We start from the raw sequence: 24,206 nt of genomic DNA, 5'->3' as shown, positions 1-24,206 counted from the left end.
TTTGGACAAACGATCAGAAAGTTGCCTTGACCCCGGCGAAGAACCCGCGTCCGTCACCCGGCAGGAATGCCGACTGGTCGGCGCGTGCCTGATCGACCACCAGCGTCGAGGCGGCATAGGTTTCGTCGAAGATGTTGGTGATCTCGCCGAATACCGAGAACGTGTCGTTGATGCGGTATTCGGTGCGGAAGTCGGCTACCGCCCATGAGCCGGCCCAGAGGGTGTTCATGTTGTCGACGGGCGTCCGTGCCGGCGACCATCGCACCGAGCCCTGCAACGTCCATTTGTCGGTCGCCTGAAATTGCAGCGCCGCCGTCACGAAATGACGCGGCGCCCCGGCAAGCAAGTTGTTGCCGCGCACTGGGTCGTTATCGAAACGGAAGTCCTGGTAGGTATAGGCTATACGCCCCGACCAGCGGTCCCACAGCTTCGCGCCGAGCCCCAGTTCCACGCCGAAATGTGTCGTCTTGTCGGCGTTGATCGCGCCGAGCGACGCGCCGGTGGCATCGCGCAGGCTGAGCAGCTCATCGTCCACCCATGAATAATAGGTCACAGCGTCCCATGAGACGTCGCCATAGCGTCCGCGCCATCCTGCCTCGATGGTGGTGGCGGTCTGCGCGTCGAGATCGGGCGTCGCGAAGGCCGCCGCAGCCAGGAAGGGGCTTGGCGGATTGGGCCGTCCGGGGCTGCTGTTGGGCGTGCCGTTGACGGTCGCCAGCAGATCATCGTGGGTCGGCGGCTCGAAACTGCGGCTGACGGCGGCGAAAATCGTGTGATTTTCATTCGGCCGATAGGTTACGCCGAGGCTGGGGCTCCAGCCGTCATAGGTGCGGTCGTAGCTTGTATCCTGTGTCGGCACCGCGCCGTTGGGCAGCAGGATCGCGGGCCGCGACGGGTTGAAGGCCGCCGTCGGGCGGGTCGGCAGCGCCCAGCGGTCCCTGTTTTCGCGTGTCGCGTGGGCGTAGGAGATCGCGGGCGAGAGGGTGAACTTGTCCCACAACGGGATATTGAACCCCGCGAACAGCGCCAGCGTCGAGGCGTCGAGATCGCTCCGGCCGAACTGCGGCCCCTGTTGGCCGCCGATATTGAGATAATTGCCGCGATCGGCGGAACCTACCGTATATTGCGCCGTCGCCTCGAACAGCGGCAGCGGCCTTGCCGCGTCGGGCTTGTAGGCATAACGGCCGAGCAGGGTCAGATCGCCGCCCTTCGTCGTGCGCACGCCCGAGGAAATCGGGAAGCGGAACATATCGTCCGTATAGGTATAGCCGAACGCACCATCGAGGATATGCGAACCGAAGGTCGCGGTCGTGCGCGAACCGATCAGGAACTGCGTCGCCTCGCGCCGCGGCCGGTCGCGATGGACATTCGGTCCGGGATAGATGGCGCCCGATGGCGTTACCACCGGACCGCCCCAGTTCTGCTCGGGACGGGCCTTGAGCGCATCCCACGGCAGCGGCCCCGCGACGTCGAATGCGAGATCGCGATAGCCGACGAAGACGCGCGTCTTCACGTTGTCCGACCATGAAACGCCGACATTGCCGTTCACGCTCAGCCGTCGCGAGCCGTTGTAATCGCGAAAACCGTCGCGGTTGGTGAAGTCGGCCTGCAACAACCCGTCGTATGTTTCTCCGCCGAAGCCGGCCTGTCCGGCAACATTCACCTGACCGAAGCTGCCGCCGCTCAGGGACAGGCGCGCACCCGGAGCACTCGTGCCGGTAGGCGAGATGAAGTTCAGCGCGCCGCCCAGTACCGTCGCACCGAGCCGATTGGCCGTATAGCCGCGAAAAACCTCGATGGCGCTCGCCTGCTGTGGATTGGCGAAGCCGACGATGTACGAGCCATCGGCGCGGTTGAGCGGCAGGCCGTCCTGCAGCACGAGGATACCGCGCTCCACCGGGTTCTGCTGAAGCCCGGAGCCGCGTATCTGGATACGCGGCTGATCGTTGCCGCCGAAGAAATTCTGCACGATGACGCCCGGCACGCCTTCCAGCGCCGTTGCCACGGTCGGGTTGCCGGTGGGCGCAAGCGTATCGGCCTCCACCAGCGCCACACCACCGGCGATGACGTTCAGCCGTTCCCGCAGGCTGGTGTAGTCCACGCCGGTCCGCGTCGCCTCGACGACGATGGGGTCGAGCTCCAGCACCGCTCCCGGCGCCGCGGATTGCGCCAGCGCCAACTGGCTCGTTGTGGACAACAACAATGCCGCGGTCACGGCCGACGCCATTCCACCTGTCATCTTCATGCCCGCCTCCATGATCGCGCGCCCCCGTATTCGGTTCACTGGAGCAATTCTAAAGATATATTTTGAACTCATCTTTTATGCCGAGAGTCCACATTCGCCCAAACCTGTCTTTGATCTATCGCAAGAACGCGCGTGGGACATGCTGCTGCCGGCAGGTCAAGCAGCGGGTCGGGCGAATTCCTCGAACAGGAAATCAAGGAAAGCGCGCAGCTTCGGCGCGACATGGTGCCGGGATAGATAGACCGCATAGAGCGTGGTCTCGACACTCGACCAATCTTTCAGCACGGCGCGGAGCCGCTGCGCCTTCAGGTCCTCGGCGACATAGGGAAGCGGAATGAGGCTAAGGCCGAAGCCGGCGAGCAGCGCACCGCGCATGGCAAGGCTCGATGTCACCTTGTAGCAGCCGTTCGGGCGGATGCGCTCGATCTCACCGCCCTTGCGGAATTCCCAATGGTCTGCATGGCCCGACAGGGTGAAGCGGATGCAATTTGTGCCGCTTCAGGTCGGAGGGCGCCTCAGGCGTGCCGAAGGCCGACAACCACGCCGGCCCGCAGTTCGATGAAGGAATCCTCGAACGGTTCGACCTCGACTTCCGGATTATTCCGGCGGAAATCGTGGAGAGCGGCGCGCAGCTTGCCGATCGCGAGCGACTTGTAGAAGCCGATGACGACTCCCCCCGCCAGCCGACGCCGCTCGCCTTCGCCTGTTCTGTGAGCCGTCGGACATCCTCGACGATACGGTGCGCATGGACGACGAACTCCTCCCCAGTGGGCGTGAGACGCGCTCCCGCAGTGGAACGGTCGAACAGGAAGACGCCGAGCTCATCTTCCATTTCCTTGATGCGCTTGCTGCGATGGGTTGCCTGACGTTGAGTTCGTTCGCGGCGGCGCTGAAGCTGCCGTTGCGGGCGCTTGCCACAAGGTAACGAAGATGGCGCAGTTCCAATCTTTTCTCCCTCCAGCCCCCTTTCCCTCTGTTGTCGTCTGGCGTGTCCGCTCCCGCCGTTCTCCTGTCCTGCTCCAGATGATCGGAAGGGACCTTTCAGCCACGGTGGTCTCCGCTTCATGGGGCGGTTGTTACTCCTGCATGGATGGAACAGCGTCCGGCAGCAGCGCCAAAGCGGCAAGGGCGACAACGGCGGATAACGGCTCGGCGAGCAGGATATTGCGCGGCATTCCGGTTGCTTTCATGCGGGTCGGATCCTCTTGCCTCCTGCATCCCTGCGTTCACGTGCCGGTGAACCGCACCGGGGCGGTGATTGTCCTGTTGGCATCCGATGGTGGTGCCGGAGCCGGCGATGCGCGGCGCACCAGGTCGAGCACTTCGGCGTCGAGTTCGAGATAGCCGGACGGACGGGCGATGCTCGCCGTGAGCACGTTGCCGTTGTCATCGATGCGGAAACGGACATAAGCCGTGCCCTGTTCGCCGCGCGATTTCACGCCCCGCCGGACACTGCTTACGGCGTTCGAGATGACCGTCTGGCGGGCGGCATCTCGGTTTGACCGCACAACTCGCGTAGCCGCCTCAAGGGCGGCCCTCGATGCCGGTGCCGGCTTCGCGCGCTTTGGCCTTTTTGCCAGTTCCCTCCTTTTCGGTGTCTGCTTTGAATTCTCGACAGGCTTTTTCTCAACCGGCCAAGTACAAGCAATGGGGATCGGTTCGCGCAACATCCAAGCCAATCCGCCCGCATGCAGGGCCAAAGTGATCAGGCCGGCGATCGTCCGGATCCGACGCGAAGCGCTGACTCATCAGTGGCAAGCTTACGTTGTCGACATAATATCAGCGCGGTTATCCGCTTTCAGGTGGAGCCCGATGTGCTCGAGCCATAGCTCGATCTGTATCGCGGTGGAATGCCCGATGCCCGGTTCTTCAAGCAATTCAGCCATCGTGTATGCCGCCGCGATCCTTGAAAGTGCGCGGGCACGTGCCTCATCCGTGTTTCCTCCGAGATATGCGTACCGCCCTCGGAGAAGAATCCTGATCGCACGGTCTGGAAGTTTCTTCCACTGGCCCACCTCGTCGCGAAGGCGCTTGATCTCTAGAATATCTTTCGAGGGCTTCGGGCAGAAGGCGCTTGCGTCTCGTGGAGAAATGCCAAGAGCTTGTGCGATCACCGAGGTGGAATAGCCAGCATCATGAAGCTTGCCGACTTCCTTGCGCAAGTTGGCCAGCATGCGCCTGCGGACCAGCAGCAGCCGACGTGAGGCAGCACGGGCTCCTCGTCCTTGCTCGGCGGATTCGATAAGTGAGTTCATATCGCCTCCTCCGATCATCCATCGAGCTGAATCACGCGCCTGAACGCCTCGCCGAAACCGTCGAGGGACACCTCAATCATATGAGGCTCTCCACCGTTGGGGGTGGGAGCGATGATGAATAGACTTGTGCCCCTCATCATCGCATCTGTTGTGACAGTAGGGAATGAGATCGGAACAATGCAGCCATAAGGCAGGCATGTCGAAAAACGTGCGCCTTCATCCAGACTCTGCTCGTCGATCTTCAGCCTGACCCCTTCGTCGATCCCCAACCCGAAAGGCATCACCATGATTCCTTCGGTCTTTCCATCCCTGGGGACTCGCAACTCGATGGCAAAGCTCCGCTGTCCAGTGCGACTGTTGCTCTGGACCTGGGAGAGTAGACAGACTTTCTGACCTTGAGGGGTTAAACAGGAAACCGTCCAATCTCCATAGATTTCGTTGATCGAGCTCGTGCCGTTCGGAAGAGACGCGGCCTTGTTGTCGGGTTGGGAGACCGCCGGAGGAACGTCTTCGGTTTGCACCGGAGGCGGGCTTGTCCTCCCTAACTGCTCATGTTCTATCTCATCCCGCTCCTCGGCAGTCGCATAAAGCGGCTTATCCCTCAACATCGGGGCCACAACGCCGGGGTGTCCGGTTGCGGCCGTTACCACGTTCTCATTGGAATATCCGCCAGTTGCGAACGCGAACGGCAACGTTGCCAGCATGGCAATCGCTGGTCCGATCGAGATCCACCTCAACCTCATAATGATTCTCTTCCCTGGATCCTCGTGATGATCATGCCGCATGCTTGGCCAGGGAAACGGCAACACAGTTGGATGTAGCAGTAAAGTTTCAGGCACATGCTTGCACGAGTGCCTCATGCCGGCGTAGAGCGCTCTCAGTTACCCATATTTCTAAAGCCATCTATTCGAAAATAATCACATGCTCGCTGACGACAACGATCAAGCGAATCCTTGAGCGATTAACGAAGCACATGAATCGGCCAGCAACAGCCGATGGAGCTCACGTAGCATTTACTTTCTGATGGATTGAATGTAACAGACACTACAAGGACGATAGTCATCTCAGAGGGCGCTCATGTCCACAAGGCCTGGTACCTCGCGAGCCAAGAAACGGGATGTGTTCAGCGACCGTCTTGCGCGTCGTCGAGAGAATCTTTCGCCGACGTTCAAGCGAGTAGCGGCTTTTATCGACGCCAACCGGCTGATGGTGCTGACCTCATCGGCCGTTGATCTCGCGCGGGAAATCGGGACATCGGATGCCACTGTCATCCGTGCCGTCCAGGCCTTGGGATTCGACGGGCTGCACGATTTAAGGAACGAGATCTCAGCATCTTACGGTCGACGTAACGCGCCCCTCGACAATCTGCGGCGCACGCTGGCCGAGACGTCGGAAAGTGTCGAGACGGCGCTCGATACGGTTCTCGACGTTTTCGCCGCAGGGCTGGACGCGTTGAGCAAGCCCACATTTCGCGTCAATGTGCTGGCAGCGTTGGATATCCTGCATACGGCGGAACGGATTGTGCTTTTCGGTATCGGGCCGACGGCCCATATCGCTGCCTATTTCGCGGCCCGGTTGCGGCGCAAGGGCAAGAAGCAGGCCGTGCTTGACCGAACGGGCGCGGGACTTGCCGACCAGCTCCTCGACCTGGAGTCACGTGATGCCCTGCTGATGCTGGCTTATGGCGAACCCTACCTTGAAGCGGAAGTCGCACTTGCCGAGGCGCGTCGACGGCGGATACCGGTGGTGCTTGTTTCCGACGCGGATGAAATGCCATTCGCCCGGCGAGCGGACGTCGTATTGGCCGTTCCGCGCGGTCAAAGTGAACGAATAGCACTGCACGGCGTCACCGTCTTGTGTCTGGAAATGCTTCTGCTCGGCCTGGCAACCTCGGATTCGGAGAGAGCCGTGTATACGCTGGGGGAGCTTGAGCGCTTGCGCAAAGCAACACGCTCCCAAAAACTATCGACCCACCAAAGAAAACTTCTGGACGAAAACCGATGAACATCCAGCTGATGAAAAGCGACCGTCATCTCGAACTCGAAGGAATATCCCGCCGCTTTGGCAATGTGCAGGCGCTCGACAACGTTTCCCTGGCAGTGGAGCGTAGTGCTGTCGTCTGCCTCGTCGGGCATTCGGGATGCGGCAAGTCGTCCCTGCTGCGCGTCATCGCGGGGATAGAGTGGCCCGACCGGGGCCGTGTGCTTCTCAATGGTCGGGAGGTTTCCGGCTCTGCCAGCCACGTCGAGCCCGAAAACCGCAACATCGGCTTCATGTTTCAGGACTATGCGCTGTTCCCGCACCTGAATGTTACGGACAATATCCTGTTCGGCCTGAAGCGGCTCGGCCGGCGCGCGGCGCGCGATCGGTGCGATGAAATCATCGGGCGGCTTGGTTTGGGGCGCCTGGCGATGCGTTTCCCGCATATGCTTTCGGGTGGAGAACAGCAAAGAGTGGCGCTTGCCCGCGCTCTCGCGCCACAGCCCGAGATCATGCTGATGGATGAACCGTTCTCCAACCTTGACCGGGAATTGCGCCACGATATCCGCACCGAGACCATTGACCTTTTGCGGGAGCTGGGCACGACTGTCATCATGGTCACGCATGATCCGGAGGAAGCGCTTTCCGCCGGCGACGTAGTCGTCCTCATGCGGGCCGGCAGGATCATCCAGTCCGGTGCGGGCGTGGAGCTCTACGAGCGCCCCTCGTGCCCTTACGCCGCGGAGTTTTTCTGCTCCTTCAACAAGGTACGGACCGCTTGCCGGAGCGGTTACGCGGAAACGCCTCTCGGAAGGTTCGCGGCTCCTGGCTTCGCCGACGGCGAGCAGGCCACAGTCTACATCCGTCCCCAGTGCCTGCGCGTGAACTGTGACGGGGACGGCGTGGAATGCACTGTCGTGGATTGCGAGCTGATCGGCGAGATCGAGGAAACATCCATCACTGTAGCAGCGTTGGCCGAGCCTCTGAGGATCCGTTCCACGGACCGAAGCCGCCTGCGCAAAGGCGATACAGCGCGCGTTTCGGTGGCTCCCGAGCAGGTGCTCGTTTTTTGAATTATTTTAATATATAGGGAAACTCACTGCATGCACAATAGTTTGCGTCGTAATGTGATGCAATAGATATCGCGCACGCACCCAGAGCAAACAAGATAGTTTACTGCTACAGGTATATGTCGTTACTCCATCTCATCGATCAGATCGACGATCTAGATTGTAATCATTATAGTTCTATTTAAGCGCCCAGTGAGATGGAGTCAAGTATGAAAAATAATCTGACGTTGAGGGCTGTGCTGGCGGGTTCGCTCCTCGCGACTCTGGCCGGCCAGTCCGGTGCCATGGCTGCGGAAGTCAACCTTTACACCACCCGTGAGCCGGGTCTGATCCAGCCGCTGCTCGACGCCTTCACCGCCGCGACGGACATCAAGGTCAACACGATCTTCCTGAAGGATGGCCTCACGGAGCGCGTCGCATCGGAAGGCGACAAGTCGCCCGCCGATGTACTCATGACGGTCGATGCCGGCAATCTTATCGATCTCGTGGAGAAGGGGCTGACGCAAGGCATCGACTCCGCAGCGCTGACCGACACGATCCCCGCTTCCCTGCGCGATGCGAACGGCAACTGGTTCGCGCTATCTCTGCGCGCGCGTACGGTTTATGCGGCAAAAGACCTTGATCTGAAGGAAATCACCTACGAGGAGCTCGCCGATCCGGCCTGGAAGGGCAAGATCTGTATCCGCTCCGGCCAGCACCCCTACAATATCGCTTTGATCGGTTCATATATCGCCCACCATGGCGAGGAGGCGGCCGAGAAGTGGCTTGAAGGCCTGAAGGCCAATCTCGCCCGCAAAGCCGGTGGGGGCGATCGCGAGGTCGCGCGCGACATCCTGGGTGGTCTGTGCGACATCGGTGTGGCCAATTCCTATTACGTCGGCCTGATGCGCAGCGGTAAGGGCGGCCCCGAGCAGGAAGAGTGGGCGAAGGCGATCAAGATGGTCCTGCCCACCTTCGAGGAAGGCGGTACGCAGGTGAACATCACCGGCGCCGCCGTCGCGCGCCATGCCCCGAACAAGGACGAGGCCGTCAAGCTGCTTGAATACCTCGTGTCCGACGAGGCACAGAAGATCTATGCCGAGGCGAACTTCGAGTACCCGATCAACGCAAATGCGACGGTCGCGCCCCTGATCGCCGAATACGGCGTGCTCAAGCCCGACACGATCGACCTGGCCAAGGGCGTCAGCTTCCGCAAGAAGGCCAGCGAACTCGCCGAGAAAGTCGGGTTCGATAACTGATCCGGATAAGTTGCGGCTGCCGGCCCGCTCGGCCGGCAGCCGCTCGCGCTGATCACGATCGCATTGGTTTCCAATCCCATGAGAACTGTTTCGCGGCGTCTTTCCGGGCTGAGGTGGCGCCTTGCGGCGTTTACGATCGCCGCTTTCGTCTGCCTTCCGATTGCCGCGCTGATCCTGACCGCGTTCGAGGGCAGCGCCGGGCTGTGGCCGCATATGCTCCAGTATGTGTTGCCAACGGCCCTCAGGGAGACGCTGCTTCTGCTGCTCGGCGTCGGCATGCTGACCACGCTGATCGGCACGACCACAGCGTGGATCGTGACGGCCTACACGTTTCCCGGCCGGCGATTCCTCGAATGGGGCCTGCTGCTGCCGCTTGCGGTTCCCACCTATATCATTGCCTACGCCTACCTCGATGTTCTCCATCCCGTCGGTTCGGTTCAGGGCCTGTTGCGGTATCTGCTCGGCTATTCCAGTCCCCGCGAGTTCCGCCTTCCGGACATCAGATCGATGTGGGGGTGTATTCTCCTTCTCGGGCTCGTGCTCTATCCCTATGTCTATCTGACCACGCGCTCGATGTTCCTGACGCAAGCGGCCAACCTGGTCGAAGTGTCGCGCACGCTGGGCAACCGTCGTCACGATGTGTTCTGGCGTGTGGCCTTGCCGCTCGCGCGCCCCGCCATCGCAGTCGGTGTCAGCCTGGCACTGATGGAAACATTGAACGACATCGGCGCTTCCGAGTTTCTTGGTGTCAAGACTTTGACCGTTTCCATCTATACCTCCTGGGTCAGCCGTTCCGACATGCCGGGTGCGGCGCAGATCTCTCTTGCGATGCTGGTCCTGGTGGTCGGCCTCGTGCTGATCGAGCGCCACGCGCGCCGCGACCAGCGCTATGCGGCGGCGGCCCAGCGGCCACGCGCGATGAGACCTTCCCGGTTGACCGGGTACCGCGCAGCGGGCGCATTCGTGCTGTGCGTCATTCCCATCGTGCTCGGCTTCATCGCGCCTGCCGCCTATCTGTGCGCGGAAGCCTACAAGCGGTACCGGTTCGCCGGGCTTTCGGACAGGCTGCTGGGGGAGGTCATCAACACCATCACCGTTTCAACCACCGCAACTGTTCTGATCCTGCTTTGCGGCCTTGTCGTCGCCTATGCCGCGCGAACCTATCCGGGGCGTCCGACCGCAATCGCCGCGCGGATCTCCACGGTGGGCTATGCGGTTCCGGGCACGGTGCTCGCGCTCGGCCTCCTCATGCCGGTCGGCGCATTCGACCGCATGCTCGCGTCGGGCGCGGAGCAGTATCTGGGCGTGTCGGTCGGTCTCGTGCTGCTCGGCTCCGGCACCGCGATCGTTCTGGCCTACTGCGCCCGCTTCATGGCTATCGCCACCGGCGGCATCGAGGCCGGGTTCAGCCGCATCTCGCCGTCGCTGGATCATGCCGCCCGCATGCTCGGGCAGACATCCGCAGGGGTGTTCCGCAAGGTCCACCTGCCTCTGTCGAAGCCGGCGCTCGTTTCCTCGGGACTGCTGATCTTCGTCGACTGCATGAAAGAACTGCCAGCGACGCTGCTGCTGCGCCCGCTGAATTTCGAGACCCTGGCAACGCATCTTTACGGCGAGGCCGCGCGGGGCACCTATGAGGAGGCATCAATCGCCGCATTGCTGATCGTGGTGATCGGCATATTGCCTGTCGTGGTGCTCTCCCGGGTGGGCCGGATAGAGCGGCCGGATGGAGCCCGACAGGTGGAGCGAGGACTCCTGAACATGGATGGGAGACCGCTTGCGGACAAGCGCGAATAGGCAAGCACGCAACCAACACACCACAGCCATTTGCATTCCATGAAACCTGTTCGCTTTTGCCAGCAGGCACTCCTTTCGGGAGGGGCCATCCATCGCTTGCGTCTCCCAAGGCCATCTGGTAGCGTTCACTGCATTCTAGACGCGTGATAAGCAAATGCTACATGTGGTGAGCCGAGAAGTCGCGAATTCACCGGTCGATCTCGCTGCGGCGGAATCCCTGGTCGTCGAGAACCTGTCGCGCGGCAACGGCCACTCTGCGTTCAGTTTGACTGTCGCGGCAGGGAGTTGCGTTGCACTGTCCGGTCCGTCGGGCAGCGGCAAGAGTGCGCTGCTCCGGTTGATCGCGGACCTCGATGCCGGAACAGGAATGGCCCACATCGGGAAGCTGGCGCGGGAAACGATGCCGGCGAACCAATGGCGGCAGCTTGTGACCTATGTAGCCGCCGATTCCGGATGGTGGACGTCCCCTGTTTCTGCCCACATGTCGGATCCCGATGCCGCGCGGCGCCTGCTGGCCGAACTCGGCATGTCCGAAACCCTGATGGAAGCCGTCCCTGAGAATGTCTCGAGCGGCGAGCGTCAGCGGCTGGCGCTCGTACGGGCGCTCATCCAGCGACCGCGTTTCCTGCTCCTCGACGAGCCGACATCGGCGCTCGATCCAGAATCCACGCTCCGGGTTGAGAAGCTGCTGATGCGCGTGAAGCGGGAAGGTACAGGGTTGCTCGTCGTTTCCCACGATCCGGCGCAGGTCGCGCGCACCGCGGATCGCCGTTATGTGCTCTCGCGCGCAGGACTGGCCGAGGTCACCCCATGAGGCCGATCAACCTCTCCGTTATAGACCTGCTGCTCGCCGCCTTGAGTCTGGTGATCGCCTCGGGATTCTCGATTCTCCTGGCGCTGAACGTGCACCGGCCGCTGGCGATCGCGGCCGTGCGTATGGTCGCCCAATTACTCCTCGTGGGGCTGATGCTGCGTTATGTCTTCGCGATTGCGTCGCCGGCGGTGACCCTTCTCGTCCTGGCCGCGATGATCGTCGCGGCAACATATGAAGTCTACTCGCGGCAACAATTCCGCTTTGGCGGCTGGAAGCGTTTCGGACTCGGTGGCCTGCCGATCACCATTGCAACCGTATTCGTCACAGGCCTTGCGCTGACGACGGCGCTACGGGAGGCGGCTTGGCTCGATCCACAGCACACGATCCCGCTGCTGGGCATCATTCTGGGCAATGTCATGAACGGTACGAGCCTTGCCCTGAACGCGATGCTGACGTCCGTCCAGCGTGAGAAACGCGCCATCGAGGCGCGTCTGTCATTGGGAGCCGATCGCTTTCTGGCTCTCGGAGAGATCCGGGTTTCGGCCACTCGCAATGGCCTGATTCCGGTCATCAACCAGATGGCCGGCGCCGGCATCATCGTCCTGCCCGGCATCATGACGGGTCAGATTCTGGCGGGCATGGACCCGCTGGATGCCGCCAAGTACCAGATCCTGCTCATGCTTCTTCTGGCCGGTGCGGGCACCATCGGTGTCATTGCCGCTACCCAGCTCTGCGTCGTCGCGATCACCGACGAGCGGCACCGGCTGCGCCTCGACCGCCTGGTCGCGAGGAATTAGCCGATGGACGCTGCCGATGATACCACGCTGCACAGTCTCGGATGGAAATGATCACCATCATGTTTGCTATTCGCGCAACAATTTTCCACAGTCGTCATTTTGCAGGGTCGGATAAATAATCGCAATTCCTCCATCACCCTTTCTAGCCTTGCTCAAGCATCCGCACTCCCCCCGGCACCTCCTGCCTGAGCAGTGGCTCGCTGGCTAGGCGGCGGCCGAGGGCTTCGAGGAATCTGTCGTAGCGTTCGCCGCCCTTGGCGTGCGCTGCAGCCTGAGCCGTGTCCGGTATGGCGGCCATCGCCGTCATCCAGGAGCAGATGAAGATGGGCGAAGGCTTCGTTGGCGATGCCCACGTCGCGTTCAAGCCGCTGAATAATGCCCGCGATTTCGTATTCACCTCCATCAGGTTTAGGCCCAGTCTTGGCCCGTAGCGGAATGGTCCGCCCGAAGGCGAGGATGGCGCGGTGGTGAAGCCGGGGCGAACAACAGTCGAAGGTATGCGGGTGGTTCTCGTCTCCTCCGACCGCGTGCTGTCAGTCCGCCCGTCGAAGCCCGACCCGCGCCTTCGGGAGCTTGTCCGCCTGCTTGCGCGGCAGACCGCACGGGAGTTCGTCGACGCTGAATGGAAGCGGGAGGACGACGAGCGCCTCCGCAAATAGGGAGGCCGTCTCATGAACGTCTCGCTCTACGCCCGTTATTCTTCCGACAGCCAGCGCGATGCCTCGATCGAGGATCAGCTCCGGCTTTGCCGCGCCTGTGCGGAACGTGAGGGCTGGACGGTCGTCGACAGCTACTCGGACCGCGCCATTTCTGGCGCGTTGCTTCTGCGGCCGGGCGTTCAGGAACTGATCGCCACGGGCTGAAGCGGCGCTTCGACATCATCCTCACGGAATCGCTCGACCGGCTTTCCCGCGATCAGGAGGATATTGCCGGCTTCTAGAAGCGCATGCGCTTTGCCGGTGTCAGCATCGTTACCCTGTCAGAAGGCGAGGTTAACGAGTTGCGTATCGGCCTCAAGGGCACGATGGGCGCGCTCTACCTCAAGGACCTCGCCGACAAGACGCGGCGCAGCTTGCGCAGCCGTGTCGAGGACGGCAAGTCAGGTGGTGACATTTGCTATGGTTATGATATTGCGTGCCAGTTCGGCGCCGATGGCGAGGCGATCCGGGGAGAGCGCCGGATCAACGAGACCGAGGAGGCTGTGGTGCGCCGCATTTTCGCAGACTATCTCACCGGTCTGTCGTCACGCACGATCGCCATGACGCTGAACCGCAAAGGCGTGCCGGGACCGTTTGGCAACGCATGGGGGCCGTCGACCATCCACGGCAATCCGAAGCGAGGCACCAGCATCCTCAACAATGAGCTTTATATCGGCAAGCTGGTCTGGAACTGGCTGCGCTATCTGAAGGACCCCAATACGGGCAAGCGCGTCTCGCGGCTCAACCCCGAGAGCGAAGGGGTCGTGCAGGAAGTGCCCGCGCTGCGTATCGTCGACCAAGACATCTGGGACGCGGTGAAGCGGCAATACAGGAGCATCGCAATTATCGTTGGTTGCGGGGGCGCGCAACCACCGATACCGACATTCCCTGCAGGTGGCGATCTGATGGCGTCGCCTTACCAAATGGCACCTTCTCGGTGAAACAGTTTGCCTCCTCCCGCCCGTCGCCCGCTTCATCTCGGCAACTTCGGCCATGGCCTCGCTAACCGCGCCCCGGCGGATTCGAGAAAAGCCTGACAATCGCCGACCATAACGCCACGAAATCGGCAGCAGGCCAACAGGATTCCATTGCATGCGCTTACACGATCACTATTGATCCAGAAAGAAGCGCACCATTTCATGCGATGCATCCGGGCCGTGCGGATCGGTGTAGGAGCCGCCCGCCCGACCGCCGGACCAGGCATGCCCGGCGCCGTCGATCAGCCAGTATTCCACGATCGGCGTTCCGGCCGCGTCGGTGACAGTCGTCCTCGTATAGGTTCGCCCGCCAGCCGCGCGGGCGGATTCCCGCCGCGCGACACCCTGCGTGCCGGGCGGGCTGACCTGCGCGACGATCCGCTCGGCATTCGAAGGATGGACCGTCCGGTCCGCCGCTCCCTGAAAGACGATGGTGCGTATCGGGGGCCGGCCGGCGGCCGCGTGCGGTCTTGCATGCGATGCGGGGTCGCCCTCCCCGCGCATGGCGGAAAAGGCTGACAGGACATCGTTGGCCGATCCGCAGGCCAGCCCGGAATGGATTCCGGCAGCCGCGTATAGATCGGGATAGGTCTCGCCCATGATCGCCGCCATCGCGCCGCCCGCCGACAGACCCACGACGAAGATGCGGCTGCGATCGAGGCCGAATTCCTCCATGATCGCCGCCGTGATCCCGGCGATGATCGCCGGTTCCCCGGCGTCCCGCATCTGGTCGCAGGACCGGAACCAGTTCCAGCAGGACGACGGGTTGTCCGTGCCCGACTGGCCCGGATAAGCCACCAGCAGACCGTGGGTCTCGGCGGCGGCGTTCATGCCGGTGCCGGCGGCGAAGGCTTCCGGATCCTGCTTGCAGCCATGAAGCATGACCACGAGGCCGTGTGGCCGGTCCGGCGCGCTGGCGGGAACGTAGAGCCTGTAGCGTCGCGTGCCGGCCGCGCAGGTGAAGGAACGCGACAGGAATTGCGCCCCATCCGGAACGGCTATTTCCGGGGTCGGTTTCGGCACGCCGGGCAAGCGGATACCCGGCAAGTTCATCTCGGGCGAGTGAATGGGGGCGGGGGCGTGTCGGGAGCGCCGAAAGCGCCGGCCGCCAGGCGCCCCTCGCGGAGGATCCGCGAGGCCTCTCCCAAGGGCCTGCGCAGCCTCGGCGATGCGGCGGCGAGCCGCTCGGGCGCGGCTTGCGATTGTGCGGGAGGTGCGACGATCTCGGCATCCGCGTCGATGGAAAACGGTGGCGGACGCCTGGGCGGAGGCGTGATCTCCGGCTCGGCCGGAGCGCGCCAGTGCGGAGCCGGCCGCCCGGCCAGCGCGTTCTGGATCATGCGGGTGGCCTCGGCGAGAATTGTGGCGCGCGTCGACAGCCCCGCCCGACGCATGGCGTCGGCGAAATCATTGTTCATGGGCATGGTTCCCTGCGAAATGGGCTTGTGTCGGTTAGCCAGTGCGTTGTCCGCCTTGAGCGGGCAATGGATTGCCGGATGGGACTATCGGATGCGGTCGGCCAGCGCGGATTTCAGTTCCGCGCTGGCCTGCAGCGCGCCGAGCACGGTGATGGACGCGATCGTCGCGAGCGCGAGTTCGGGCGTGACGTCGGGTGCGATGCGCGCAAGCCCCACCACCTTGATATGGAGCTTTTCGCCAGCGGCCCTCACCGCCTCCAGATCCGCCCGGCTGTAGTCGCGCAATCCCAGTTCCAGCGTATACCGGTCGATCGACTGCGCGACGGTCTCGGCATGCACGGCAAGCTGATTGCGGATCGCCGTGCGGATGAAGTCGGTGCGGTTGGAATAAAACCCCTCCTGCACCAGAAGGTCGACACGGCCGAGATCGACATAGCCGAGATTGATGGTGATCTTCTCGGACTCGCCGCCCTTATCGCGCAGTCTGTAAACATTGTTGGTCATATTTATTTCCATCTATATGGATGTCATATGGATGGTACTCGGATGCTTTGCAAGAAGCCGCGATGCAGACTGCGGTAGCGGGCGGGCGAGCGGCCGGGAATGTGGCGGAAGGTGGCAGCGAAGGCGCTATCCGAGGTATAGCCGAGCGACCGGGCGATGCGCGACAGAGGCTCGTCGCCGCGCCGGAGCCGCGCCGCCGCAAGCCGCATGCGCTTTCAGCAGAGCCCATGGTCTTTCCTGCTACAGTCTGGCCGGCGTGAACTGCGTAGGACGGGCGAGCTTATCGGACTGTTTCGTGCCGCAGCATAATTTCGGCGACACACCTCCGCTTCAATGTAACCCCATGGTATCCTCTTGCTTTTTCACGACAACCATGGGGACATGCTTATTTTTCGGTTATTTCAGGTTCAGGCCCAGGCATCAGAGAAGTTCGGCAAAGCTGCCGAGTTCGGCCGCCCTGGCCACAAGTCCCAGCTGCGTGAGCGTGCCGAGATGAGCTTCCACGCAATAGGGCGGATTCTTAAGCCGAGCACGAACCTTGCAGACAGCTTGCGGAAGACGCCAAGCGCGAGATGAAATCGAGATCGCTGATGGAATTAAGCGTCCATACTGTCAGGGTTCCGCTGCCGGTCGCCCTTTTAGCCTCTGCGGGTCTGCCGTCGTCACAGGACGCCGGATCAGGCAATCTCGGCAAGGATCGACCGGGCACGCTCGAGCACGGGCCGGTCGACCATCTTGCCGTTCACCTGCACGGCCGCACCGGCGCTTTCCTCGATGGCGCTTACGATACGCCGCGCCCAGTCGATTTCCGCGTCCGACGGTGCAAATCCCTTGTTGGCATGCGCGATCTGGCTCGGATGAATGCAAAGCTTGGCCGTGAAGCCAAGGTCGCGCGCGCGTGCGATATCGGCCGCCAGAACCGTCTCATCCTGCAACGCGACGGTAACGCCATCGATCGGAGGCGGCAGGCCGGCCCGACGGGAAGCGACGACGATCTGGAACCGTGCGGGGTCCAGAACCGCGCCCGGACCGGGAATGCGGGCATCCAATCCGAAATCGAGGTTGCCGAACGCAAGCCGGACAACACCCTGTGACGCGGCGACTTCGCTGACCTCGACCAGTCCATCGACGTTCTCGACAAGCGCTATGATCGGCCTGTCCGGTAGAAAGCGCGCCACTTGCGCAAGGCTCCGCGGATCGGCTTTGGGAACCATGACGGCGGCATGAGGCAAGTCGGCCAGGGCAGCCAGATCCTCGCCGAACCACGACGTATCGGCCCCGTTGATACGGATGACGCCGGTTCCACCCTGAGCGAGCCAGAGCGTAACCTGCCGCCGGGCGATGTCCTTGTCCTGCGGCCCAACCGCGTCCTCCAGATCGAGGATGATCCGGTGAGCACCCGATGCGGCCGCCTTGTCGAAGCGGTCGGCCCGATGTCCGGGAACGAAAAGGTAACTGCGCGGATGGCCCATCTTCTGTCCTTCGATGACGGATTATATTGTCGTGTGGAGGCCGGTCAGGACAGGAACGCCGCTTCCGCGCGCATCGCCAGTTCGCCGTCGGGTCCTTTCGCCCAGAGCGAGAGCCCGTCGCCGCTCTCCCGCTTTGCGGCCTCGATGTGAAAACCGCGATCCACGAAAAGCGGCGCCATGGCACGGAATTCGAAACGCGACAGCCGTGCCTGCGGCCGCGAGCGCGCGGCAAGCCCCTGCAGCAATGTAGCGATCAGCGGGCCGTGCACCACCCGCTCCGGATAGCCCTCCTCTTGCGTCGCATACGGCTGGTCATAGTGGATGCGGTGCCCGTTGGAGGTCAGGGCGGAATAGCGGAACAGCAGCACCGGATCGGGCTGCACCGCCTCGGACCACTCGGCCCCCTCCGGCGCAGGAGACGGACGCGGCTTGGCGGCGCCCGGCACGGGAGCATCCCGATAGACGATGTCCTGCTCCTCCTCGATGAAAACCGTGCCGTCATGCACGATGGTATGGCGAACGGTGACGAAGACCAGCGTGCCGGCGCTGCCGTCCTTGACGGTCACATCCGCGATCTCGCTGTTGCGGGCGACCGTCGGGCCCATCGGCAGCGGCGCATGATAGATCAGCCGGCCTCCGGCCCACATGCGCCGCGGCAGCTTTACGTCCGGCAGGAAACCGCCGCGTTTCGGATGTCCGTCAGGCCCGACAAGGCCGCGGCGCACGAACGGATTGAAGAACAGCCAGTGCCACCCCGGCGGGACCGTGCCGCCTCCGCCCGGAACAGCCTCCAGATCCAGCGTGGCGGCCAGGGCTTCCACGCGATCCGCGGCTATTGTCGCATGCGTGGTCTCCGTACGGCCGATGGCCCCGTCATATTCATCAGCGCCGATCTTATGGGCGTCTTGCGACATGCGTCCCCCCCCCGATTTTCAGTAGATGATCCGGTCTGCGACGAGTTGTTCATACTCCTTCCTGCCGATGCCCAGAAGCTCGCCGTAAACATATGCCTCGTGCTCGCCCAGTTCCGGCGTTCCGCGTACGATGCCCGCAGTGCTTTTCGAGAACCGGGCCGGAAAGCCGACGGCGGCGCGCTCACCCCCTCCCGCCTCCGCGACGGTTACGATGGCGGCCCGTTCTCGCAGATGCGGATCGCTCACGATGTCCCTCGCACTCCACGAGACATGAGCCGGCACACCGGCCCGCTGCAACCGTTCCGCGGCAGGGTTGGCGTCCCGCGACGCGCTCCAATGCGCGACGATCTCATCCAGCGCCGCGCGCCGGGCATAGCGTTCCTCGGCGGTGGAGAAGCGCGGATCGTCCGCGAGATCGGGCCTGTTCATGACGCGAAGAAGCGCGAGCCATTGCGGCTCTGTTTCCACGGCGATGCTGAGCCACCGATCCGGCTCGGCCGTCGCGTAGACGCCGTGCGGGGCCCGCCTGTAGTCCTCATTGCCCATGCGCTCCATGGTCGCGCCCGCCGCGACCGCAACCAGAGCCTCGCCGACAAGCGAGGATGCAACCTCGCGCGCCGCGACGTCAACATGCATCCCCTCGCCCGTCCGCCGGCACCGATGCAGCGCCGCAACCGTCGCAAGCGCGGCATTGAGGCCCACCGAATGATCCATGACATGCCGCATCTCGACCGGCGGGCCATCCCGGTAGCCGGTGAGATAGCCGAGACCACCCCACGCCCCGAAGAGCGGCGCATAACCCGCGAAATGCGAATCCGGCCCCGTCTGGCCCGACGACGACACGGACACCATGACGATATCGGGCTTGACGGCGCGCAGGACATCGTAGCCAAGGCCGAGACGCTGCATGACGCCGGCACGAAAGCTCTCGGCCGCAACGTCCGAGATGGCGACGAGGCGTTTGGCGATCTCCACGCCTTTTGGTTGCTTCATGTTGAGCCGGACAGAGAGCTTGTTGGACGCCACCTGATCGAAGCTCGCCGGTCCGCTGCGGCCATATACGGTGTGCGGCTTGCGGAAGATGTCCGGCCGCAGGGCGGTTTCGATCTTGATGCATTCCGCCCCGAGCTGGGACAGCATATGGGTACAGAATGGCCCTGCGGCATGCACAGTGAAGTCCGCTATGCGAATTCCTTGCAGAGGTTTCACGCGCTGTCCCTTTGATCCTGGCCGACATCGTGATGGCGGCGATGTTGCGATGCGGGCCGATCCGCGTCCGGCTCCTCCGGCAGGCTGCGCACCGGCAAAGGCTTGTCACCGAAGCGGAAGGGCGCAGTCTGGATCCGGCAGGCGCCGGCGCCGGGAATGTCTACGTCGGAAAACAGTTCCCGGGCGTTTTCGTGGTGCCCCGCCAGGACTTGCGCGGGCGAATTGAATCGCGCCATCGGCACGCCGAGCTCCTGGGCGCGGGAGACGAGATCGTCCACCGGCTGCTGATGCGCCCACGCGCGTATCTGCCGGTTGAGAAAATCGCCGCGCGCGCTGCGTTCGGCGGGATCGGAAAAGGCAGCGTCCTGCGCCCAGGCCGGATGTCCCATCAGTTCGACAAGTCCCTCCCACTGGCGCTCCTCCAGCGTGAGGAGTTCCACGTGGCCGTCCAGACACGCGATGACGCCACCGTAGCGGAACGATCGGCTGACGCGATGCTCGAGCGAACCGTCGCCGTAGCGCTGCACCGTGAAGGCTCCCACTGCGACGGCGGCATCTTGCACCGCGACATCGACGTATTGCCCCTTGCCTGCCCACAACGCAGCCAACGAAGCGAGTGCCGCAGCGATGCCGCCCTGCATCTGGGCAAAGTGCCCTGCAATCTTCAGCGGCGGACGATCCGGAAACAGGTCGGCCGACAGGCCATTGGGGAGCAGAAAGCCCTCGCCGCTGGCGTGGATGAGGTTGAGCTCGGCCCCGAGCCACCCGGCCTTCGGACCCGTGGCGCCGAACGGCAGCACCGACAGGTGCACGACATGCGGGTGGATGCCGGCGATGCGCCCGGGAGTAAGGCCGAACGCTTCGCGCTCCGCAACCGGCGTATCGTCGATAAGGATATGAGCCCCCTCGACGAGCCGGTCGAACGCAACGCGCCCTTTCCCGGTCGCCAGATCGCAAACCACGCTGCGCTTGCCGGCTGAATGATAAACGAAGAAAGCGCTCACCGCCGGCTCCGGCGAGAGGAACGGGGGCTCCCGCCGGAGCGGACTGAGGCCGGGCGGTTCGATCATGGTCACTTCCGCGCCCATGGCCGCGAGCAGGCGCCCTGCGTAGGCCGCCGCGACGCCCGAGGCATGCTCCACGACCCTGATGCCCGAAAGGGGTAATTGCGTGTCCATGATCTTATGCGCTCCGCAGATGCAGGGTCAGCGCACGACAGGCAGGTCGAGGTCGAGATTCGCACCATCGGAGCTGACGGGGATCTGCGGGTCGCGGCTCGGGAGGATGACGGTCGCCAGCCCCGGCGTCGTCACTTCGCCACGCTGGTTCTCGCCCCAGATCTCCAGATCGACGAGCGCATGCCTGTCCTTGACGTATTTGCGGCTCACGCGCCCCCTGCACCAGGTTGAATCGCCCATGGTGTTGAAACGGCGCATCTCGGTGCGGATGCGCTTGAGGAAGCCCGCATCGCCCATCCAGTTGGTCACCAGCGAACACATCCAGGAGGACCGCTGCGGGCCGTAGTCGTAGACGCCGGGCACACCCACTTCCTTGGCGGTGCTCTCCCGGTGATGGCCGATACCCGTGTACTCGATGCCGCCGCCCGCTTCGGGATTGCGGAAGAAGTGCCCGGGATGCTTCATCGCCGCCTTGAAGACGACACCGTGGGTATGGCCGCGGCCGCAGCCGACCAGAAAGCCCATCGTGTCCATCAGCGACAGCGGCCCGCGCACGATCGGGTCAAGCTGCTCGCCCTCCTGAACGTCTTCCCAGTAGCGGACGTTGCTGCCACGAATGCGCTCCTCCTCGCGCAGGATCGCCTCGTCGAGCTTTTCAAACTCTTCCGGCGTGTATTCGTAGGGCTCGATGTCCTTGTACTTGCCCGTATCGCGGGCGGCCTTGCGCTCGTGGCGCGTGCAGGTGCCCAGCGCCCGCGCGACGCGTTCGCCGCGCTGGTTGACATAGGTCGCCTCGACATACTGGAGCACGAGGCGGCCGGAGAACTTGCTCTCCTTTTCCTCGACGCCGACGACGCGCTCGATCGCGCTGATCCGGTCGCCGGGACGAACATGACGGAACAGTTCCCAGTCGTTGCCGGCGTAGAAACCATGGACGCCGGGCAGGCCCCAGCGCGTCCGCCCGACCCAGCCGAAGGCCATCGGGAACATCGGGTGTCCGACCTGGATTCCGAAGCGGGTGTTGCGGCCGTATTCCAGTTCGCGATAGAGCGGGTTCAGATCACCGATGCCATTGCAGAAATTGCGCAAGGTATCGGTTGTTGCGTCCTGCAGGTACGGCCCCTCGGGACGCAGCTGCAGGCCGATCATGGCCCGCGCGTTCGCGACCGCCTCATCCGTAATCCGGCCCTCCGCGGGCGCACCACCCACATCCTGCTTGTTCGTGTCGCTCACCTCTACTGTAGCCAAAGGTCCGTCCTCCTTGGTGGATATGGTCGTTACGCGGTGGGGATCACAGTCGCGGCGCTGCAGCGCGGATCAGGTTCCCGCCCGCGAGGGGCTCATCGCGCCGCGGGAAATCCGGATGACTGCCGTTGCCGGCTTCCCGCTTTTGGAACGCGCCGCGCCCCTTTTTGCAGGTATCGTGGGTCTAATAATGCATTTTATACTAAAGGGGTCAACTCGATTTTTCGGTCCAGTCTGCGCCAGATGTCGACCGATGAAGGAGCTCTTTCAAGAAAATGAATGATGCGCATCGCCCACTGGCATCACAAGGAAGTCGTATGCGCAACACGTTTTGAAATAAAATGCATTATTATAAGCGCCGCAGATTTCGGTGCTTTTCTCGCCCGGATCGAAGAGCATCGGACGGGCGCCCTATCCGGCGAAACCGGGGCCAATAAACGACAAGGGAAAGGTTGCACAGGCAATGCGATGTCGCGGCGTGTTGGCGAAGCGCTAGAGCAAAATGCATTGAACCCGAATTGCTATTTTTCCCTATCTCTTTGGTTTTGCATCAAATTTATCCTAAAAACGGTACCCATTTTTGGTTTGATGCAATAGGGCGTGTTTAATTTGGCGATCGAATTAACGCAAGTTATGGGACAATGTGAAAGTCGGAGAGGCTTGCGCGGTGGGGGGCTCTTTCGACATTCATCCAAATTTCTCTAAACCTTGAACTCCGCCGCCGTCGTCACGTCGGCGAAACGGCGTACGCTCGCCAGAGCGAAGGCATGCTCCTCATCAGTCGCGCCGGCGCAGCAATCTTCCAGCACGACGCAGTGGAAATCGCGGTCGTGACCCTCGCGCGCCGCCGCCTGCACGACGCCATTCGTGGACACACCGGTCAAAAGCAGTCGCCTGATTCCCTGCGCGCTCAGGAGCGGCGCAAGCGGGGTGCCATAGAACGGACTGACGCGATGCTTGACGATATCCGCGTCCCCCTGCCGCGGTGCGAAATCCGCGTAGACTTCCGTGCCCCAGGTGCCAAGCTTGAAGAGGCCGCTATCCCGGGCGCGGGAAAACACCGGCGAAGCGGGCGGGCATTCCCGGTAATCGGGAGAGAATCCCACGCGCACGTAACCGACCCTGATCCCCACCTCGCGGGCGCGGGCGATGGCGTGCGCGGTATTGCGGTAAACATTGCGCTCGCCACAAGTGATCGCGTAAGTCTTGCCGCCCGCCCCGTCGGGATGCACCAGATCGTTGATCATGTCCATGACAAGTAGAATCGTATCGGAAGGCATTGTAGGCTCCTTGGTTTGACGCGCCTATTCGGGAACGCGGGCAGGCAAAGTCTGGTAAAGAGCGCGCGGCGGTCGCCCTGCCCTAATCTGCGTAGCTCGCCTTGAATTCATCCCAGCCCGAGCGGATGTGCAACCGCAGCGCCACGAGCAGCGCCGCCTCGTCGCGCACGATGAGCGCACTCAGCATTTCCCGGTGCTCCCGCGATGCCCGCTCGATCCGGCTCTCCAGCCGATTGATGAGATCGAACGGGTACCGCGCCCAGAGGATACGGACGAAACGCAAGGTCTGCGGCAGATCGGCCGCCATGTAGATCAACTCGTGGAAACGGTAGTTGACGAGTCGTACCGTATCGCGGTCGTCTTTTTCCGCCGCGTCCTCGATCTGGCGCTGAAGTTCGCGCAGTTCCTCCAGATTCTGCGGCGTGAGGCGCGAGAGCGCCGCAAGGGCGAGCTTGGACTCGAGCATCATACGCAAGTCCACGATCTCTTCGGTCGCATTGATGTCAAACGGCGCCACCACCGCACCCCGGTGCGATGAGCCAAGCACGAATCCTTCCGCTTCCAGCAGCTTGATCGCCTCGCGCACCGGCGTGATGCTCGTGCCGATCTTCTCGGCAAGCTCCGCCTGCTTGAGCTTCGATCCGCGTGGAAAACGGCCCGATATAATACCTTCCCGCAGGTAGTCCGCGACCCGCTCTTCCTTCGTCTGGTGCCTCAAATTGTTGTCCTTCCCCGGATACGTCCGAAAAGGAATAGACTGGATAATACTGCACAATGCAATCTTTCATCGTCAGGATTCCGGTGAAGGCACGGGACTGCGACCGGCCTGCACCCAGCTTGCCGTCGAGGCCGGGCCAGGATGACCGTCTCGACGGCTTCCGGCGCGACGCCGAGGCGCTGCAAGGCTTCGACCGGATGCTGCAGGATGTCGTGCCCGAGCTGCCGACGAGTTCGCAGCCTTCCGGCCCATAGACAATTCCGGCGACAATTCCGGCTCCCGCCCGCTGGCGCGCCGGCAGGGACAGTACCGGCTCGCCGCCGAAGACAATCTCGCCAGCGGCCGGGATGAGACCGGCGATGGCCTTCCTGATGGACGACCAAACCAACCATGCACT

General features: G+C 62.8%; 29 protein-coding genes. 12 read left to right on the top strand and 17 right to left on the bottom strand.

The window, feature by feature from the left end; translation table 11 throughout:
- Positions 1-13 precede the first annotated feature (13 nt).
- The 6 genes from ACUSIJ_RS23390 to ACUSIJ_RS23365 all read right to left on the bottom strand — a co-directional run bounded on the left by ACUSIJ_RS23390 (position 14) and on the right by ACUSIJ_RS23365 (position 5,243).
- Positions 14-2,245 carry a TonB-dependent receptor family protein gene (locus ACUSIJ_RS23390; protein ID WP_449310829.1) on the bottom strand — a complete coding sequence of 744 codons (2,232 nt, stop codon included), beginning with the start codon at positions 2,243-2,245 and terminating at the stop codon, positions 14-16.
- Between the two features lie 156 nt (positions 2,246-2,401).
- The gene (locus tag ACUSIJ_RS23385) at positions 2,402-2,728 is read right to left on the bottom strand and encodes a LysR substrate-binding domain-containing protein (RefSeq protein WP_449310872.1); all 327 of its coding nucleotides are present in this window, start codon (positions 2,726-2,728) and stop codon (positions 2,402-2,404) included.
- Positions 2,673-3,077 carry a hypothetical protein gene (locus tag ACUSIJ_RS23380; protein WP_449310828.1) on the bottom strand — a complete coding sequence of 135 codons (405 nt, stop codon included), beginning with the start codon at positions 3,075-3,077 and terminating at the stop codon, positions 2,673-2,675. Before ACUSIJ_RS23380 ends, ACUSIJ_RS23385 begins: the two co-directional genes overlap by 56 nt.
- A 394-nt stretch (positions 3,078-3,471) precedes the next feature.
- Positions 3,472-3,915, bottom strand: a complete 444-nt coding sequence (locus ACUSIJ_RS23375; RefSeq protein WP_449310827.1) for an energy transducer TonB family protein — start codon at positions 3,913-3,915, stop codon at positions 3,472-3,474.
- A gap of 90 nt (positions 3,916-4,005) precedes the next feature.
- A complete protein-coding gene (locus tag ACUSIJ_RS23370; protein ID WP_449310826.1) occupies positions 4,006-4,500 on the bottom strand; it encodes a hypothetical protein in 495 nt (164 codons plus the stop codon).
- 14 nt (positions 4,501-4,514) lie between these two features.
- Positions 4,515-5,243 carry an invasion associated locus B family protein gene (locus ACUSIJ_RS23365; protein ID WP_449310825.1) on the bottom strand — a complete coding sequence of 243 codons (729 nt, stop codon included), beginning with the start codon at positions 5,241-5,243 and terminating at the stop codon, positions 4,515-4,517.
- A gap of 376 nt (positions 5,244-5,619) precedes the next feature.
- Between ACUSIJ_RS23365 and ACUSIJ_RS23360 the strand changes: the two genes are divergently transcribed.
- The 10 genes from ACUSIJ_RS23360 to ACUSIJ_RS23315 all read left to right on the top strand — a co-directional run bounded on the left by ACUSIJ_RS23360 (position 5,620) and on the right by ACUSIJ_RS23315 (position 13,835).
- Positions 5,620-6,504, top strand: coding sequence for a MurR/RpiR family transcriptional regulator (locus ACUSIJ_RS23360; RefSeq protein WP_449310824.1), 885 nt, complete (start codon positions 5,620-5,622; stop codon positions 6,502-6,504).
- 11 nt (positions 6,505-6,515) lie between these two features.
- Positions 6,516-7,553: an ABC transporter ATP-binding protein gene (locus ACUSIJ_RS23355; protein WP_449310871.1), complete on the top strand. Its 1,038-nt coding sequence runs from the start codon at positions 6,516-6,518 to the stop codon at positions 7,551-7,553.
- A gap of 218 nt (positions 7,554-7,771) precedes the next feature.
- Entirely contained in the window at positions 7,772-8,788 is a 1,017-nt protein-coding gene (locus ACUSIJ_RS23350) for an extracellular solute-binding protein (protein WP_449310870.1), read from the top strand.
- Positions 8,789-8,866: 78 nt separating this feature from the next.
- Positions 8,867-10,585, top strand: coding sequence for an ABC transporter permease (locus ACUSIJ_RS23345; RefSeq protein ID WP_449310823.1), 1,719 nt, complete (start codon positions 8,867-8,869; stop codon positions 10,583-10,585).
- Between the two features lie 154 nt (positions 10,586-10,739).
- A complete protein-coding gene (locus tag ACUSIJ_RS23340) occupies positions 10,740-11,399 on the top strand; it encodes an ABC transporter ATP-binding protein (RefSeq protein ID WP_449310822.1) in 660 nt (219 codons plus the stop codon).
- Positions 11,396-12,196: an ABC transporter permease gene (locus tag ACUSIJ_RS23335; RefSeq protein WP_449310821.1), complete on the top strand. Its 801-nt coding sequence runs from the start codon at positions 11,396-11,398 to the stop codon at positions 12,194-12,196. Before ACUSIJ_RS23340 ends, ACUSIJ_RS23335 begins: the two co-directional genes overlap by 4 nt.
- A gap of 287 nt (positions 12,197-12,483) precedes the next feature.
- The gene (locus ACUSIJ_RS23330; RefSeq protein WP_449310820.1) at positions 12,484-12,627 is read left to right on the top strand and encodes a hypothetical protein; all 144 of its coding nucleotides are present in this window, start codon (positions 12,484-12,486) and stop codon (positions 12,625-12,627) included.
- Between the two features lie 72 nt (positions 12,628-12,699).
- Positions 12,700-12,855 (top strand): hypothetical protein, encoded by a 156-nt coding sequence (locus ACUSIJ_RS23325; protein WP_449310873.1) that lies wholly within the window; start codon positions 12,700-12,702, stop codon positions 12,853-12,855.
- A gap of 12 nt (positions 12,856-12,867) precedes the next feature.
- The gene (locus tag ACUSIJ_RS23320; RefSeq protein ID WP_449310819.1) at positions 12,868-13,059 is read left to right on the top strand and encodes a recombinase family protein; all 192 of its coding nucleotides are present in this window, start codon (positions 12,868-12,870) and stop codon (positions 13,057-13,059) included.
- A gap of 83 nt (positions 13,060-13,142) precedes the next feature.
- Complete coding sequence (locus tag ACUSIJ_RS23315) at positions 13,143-13,835, top strand: recombinase family protein (RefSeq protein ID WP_449310818.1); 693 nt, start codon at positions 13,143-13,145, stop codon at positions 13,833-13,835.
- A gap of 168 nt (positions 13,836-14,003) precedes the next feature.
- Here the strand turns inward: ACUSIJ_RS23315 and ACUSIJ_RS23310 are convergent, their stop codons facing one another.
- From ACUSIJ_RS23310 to ACUSIJ_RS23270, 9 genes are all read right to left on the bottom strand, one after another.
- On the bottom strand, positions 14,004-14,918 hold the full coding sequence (locus tag ACUSIJ_RS23310) for an extracellular catalytic domain type 1 short-chain-length polyhydroxyalkanoate depolymerase (RefSeq protein WP_449310817.1): 915 nt from the start codon (positions 14,916-14,918) through the stop codon (positions 14,004-14,006).
- Between the two features lie 2 nt (positions 14,919-14,920).
- A complete protein-coding gene (locus tag ACUSIJ_RS23305) occupies positions 14,921-15,289 on the bottom strand; it encodes a hypothetical protein (RefSeq protein WP_449310816.1) in 369 nt (122 codons plus the stop codon).
- 84 nt (positions 15,290-15,373) lie between these two features.
- Positions 15,374-15,793, bottom strand: a complete 420-nt coding sequence (locus ACUSIJ_RS23300; RefSeq protein WP_449310815.1) for a CopG family transcriptional regulator — start codon at positions 15,791-15,793, stop codon at positions 15,374-15,376.
- Between the two features lie 23 nt (positions 15,794-15,816).
- The gene (locus ACUSIJ_RS23295; protein WP_449310814.1) at positions 15,817-16,002 is read right to left on the bottom strand and encodes a helix-turn-helix domain-containing protein; all 186 of its coding nucleotides are present in this window, start codon (positions 16,000-16,002) and stop codon (positions 15,817-15,819) included.
- A 468-nt stretch (positions 16,003-16,470) separates the two neighbouring features.
- The gene (locus ACUSIJ_RS23290) at positions 16,471-17,265 is read right to left on the bottom strand and encodes an HpcH/HpaI aldolase/citrate lyase family protein (RefSeq protein ID WP_449310813.1); all 795 of its coding nucleotides are present in this window, start codon (positions 17,263-17,265) and stop codon (positions 16,471-16,473) included.
- Positions 17,266-17,309: 44 nt separating this feature from the next.
- Entirely contained in the window at positions 17,310-18,179 is an 870-nt protein-coding gene (locus ACUSIJ_RS23285; RefSeq protein WP_449310812.1) for an FAS1-like dehydratase domain-containing protein, read from the bottom strand.
- Positions 18,180-18,197: 18 nt separating this feature from the next.
- Positions 18,198-19,388: a CaiB/BaiF CoA transferase family protein gene (locus tag ACUSIJ_RS23280; protein ID WP_449310811.1), complete on the bottom strand. Its 1,191-nt coding sequence runs from the start codon at positions 19,386-19,388 to the stop codon at positions 18,198-18,200.
- On the bottom strand, positions 19,385-20,566 hold the full coding sequence (locus ACUSIJ_RS23275) for a CoA transferase (protein ID WP_449310810.1): 1,182 nt from the start codon (positions 20,564-20,566) through the stop codon (positions 19,385-19,387). The genes ACUSIJ_RS23280 and ACUSIJ_RS23275 overlap by 4 nt, the downstream gene beginning before the upstream one ends.
- Positions 20,567-20,593: 27 nt before the next feature.
- Entirely contained in the window at positions 20,594-21,814 is a 1,221-nt protein-coding gene (locus tag ACUSIJ_RS23270; RefSeq protein WP_449310809.1) for an FAS1-like dehydratase domain-containing protein, read from the bottom strand.
- A 276-nt stretch (positions 21,815-22,090) separates the two neighbouring features.
- Here ACUSIJ_RS23270 and ACUSIJ_RS23265 point away from each other — a divergent pair, with 276 nt between their 5' ends.
- Entirely contained in the window at positions 22,091-22,408 is a 318-nt protein-coding gene (locus ACUSIJ_RS23265; protein WP_449310808.1) for a hypothetical protein, read from the top strand.
- A 104-nt stretch (positions 22,409-22,512) separates the two neighbouring features.
- On the opposite strand, the gene ACUSIJ_RS23260 is transcribed toward ACUSIJ_RS23265, so the two are convergent.
- Positions 22,513-23,091, bottom strand: a complete 579-nt coding sequence (locus tag ACUSIJ_RS23260; protein WP_449310807.1) for a cysteine hydrolase family protein — start codon at positions 23,089-23,091, stop codon at positions 22,513-22,515.
- An 82-nt stretch (positions 23,092-23,173) separates the two neighbouring features.
- The gene (locus ACUSIJ_RS23255) at positions 23,174-23,809 is read right to left on the bottom strand and encodes a GntR family transcriptional regulator (RefSeq protein WP_449310806.1); all 636 of its coding nucleotides are present in this window, start codon (positions 23,807-23,809) and stop codon (positions 23,174-23,176) included.
- A 56-nt stretch (positions 23,810-23,865) separates the two neighbouring features.
- Between ACUSIJ_RS23255 and ACUSIJ_RS23250 the strand changes: the two genes are divergently transcribed.
- On the top strand, positions 23,866-24,063 hold the full coding sequence (locus ACUSIJ_RS23250; RefSeq protein ID WP_449310805.1) for a hypothetical protein: 198 nt from the start codon (positions 23,866-23,868) through the stop codon (positions 24,061-24,063).
- Positions 24,064-24,206 lie beyond the last annotated feature (143 nt).

The organism is Pseudochelatococcus sp. B33 (assembly GCF_053570585.1).
The sequence above is the reverse complement of the archived record's forward strand: the minus strand, read 5'-3'. Positions and strand labels throughout refer to the sequence as shown.